We start from the raw sequence: 1,209 nt of genomic DNA on the forward strand, positions 1-1,209 counted from the left end.
TTGATCGAGCCCCGCGCGGCCGTCTCGATCCCCTCGGGGCCGCGTGCCAGATAGACGCTCGGGCGCCGGTCCTCGGGGACGGCGGCCAGGATCGCGTCGATCTCGGCGAAGGTCGCCTCGGCATAGGCGGCCAGGGTCTCGCCCCGCTCGGGCTCGGCCAGCAGGTCGCCAAGCCTGCGCAGGGTGGCGGGGATCGTCGGCAGCGACCCGTCGATCAGGGCATAGGGGGTGCCGGTCTGCGCCTGCACCCGCCGGGCCATGTCGCGATAGGTGGCGGTCACCGTGCCGTAATCGACGATCAGGTCGGGCCGAGCTGACAGCAGCACCTCGAGGTTCACCGTGTCGCCCTTGCCGGTCAGCCAGCCAAGCGCGGGCAGATCGCGCGTCTCGGGCCGCAGGAAAGGCAGGTCCTCGGCGCCCGGCGCGCGCGGCCAGCCGACCATGGCATCGGGTTTCAGCGTGTAAAGCAGCGTCGCCGCCGGTGGGCCCGCCGCGAAGACCCGCCTTGGGTCGGCCGGCACCTCGATCTGGCGGCCGGTGGCGTCGGTGATCGTGCGCGTTTCGGCGGCCAGCGCCGCCGCCGCGAGGGCAAGCGCCCCGGCCATCAGCGCGGTCAGGCGAAGGCGCCTCATGGCAGAAGCCCGAATTCGGGCTTGAGATCGACCAGCGGCGTGCCGTCGATGCAGTCGAGGCCGCGCACGGTCAGGACGATTCCCTCGACGTGCAACAGCCGGACAAGCGACGAGGCGATGGGGTTCGGGCGAAGCGGCGAGCGCAGGGCGAAGGTTCCCAGCGAACCGTCGCCGAAGGACGGATTCTGCCGCACGATATCGCGCCGCGACAGGTGCATCCAGTACAGGACCTGCATCCGGTCCTTGCCCGCGACTCCCCCGAGCGCCGAGTGCCAGCGGGCGTCCAGTTCGATCCGGCAGTCGGGACCGTTCTCCGGATCGCCGCGGCGCGGACAGTCGGCGCGCTGGGTCCAGGGCGTGCGGATCCGGCCGATGAACCACAGACCGGCATCGAAGGCCTCGGGTACCGGCACGCATTCCTCATGCGGGCGCAGGGGATCGGGGGCGATCAGCGTCATGGGCGTTGCTCCCCCCGGGCCACGGGGTCCGACAAGACCCCGCCCATTCCGTCATGGTCTTTCTGCGTCATCGTGCTTCGCTCTCCTGCCGCCTGTCCCGCCGGTTCGGGCGAGGCCCG

General features: G+C 71.6%; 2 protein-coding genes. Both read right to left on the reverse strand.

Annotation, left to right across the window (positions count from 1 at the left end; genetic code table 11):
* On the reverse strand, window positions 1-632 hold a 632-nt coding region (locus tag BYZ73_RS21180; RefSeq protein WP_484328375.1), incomplete at its 3' end, for a TroA family protein.
* The gene (locus BYZ73_RS21185) at window positions 629-1,090 is read right to left on the reverse strand and encodes an SAM-dependent methyltransferase (protein ID WP_112317572.1); all 462 of its coding nucleotides are present in this window, start codon (window positions 1,088-1,090) and stop codon (window positions 629-631) included. The genes BYZ73_RS21180 and BYZ73_RS21185, both read right to left, overlap by 4 nt.
* Window positions 1,091-1,209: the final 119 nt, after the last annotated feature.

Origin of the sequence: Rhodovulum viride, from assembly GCF_003265965.1 — a bacterium.
Lineage (GTDB): Bacteria > Pseudomonadota > Alphaproteobacteria > Rhodobacterales > Rhodobacteraceae > Rhodovulum > Rhodovulum kholense.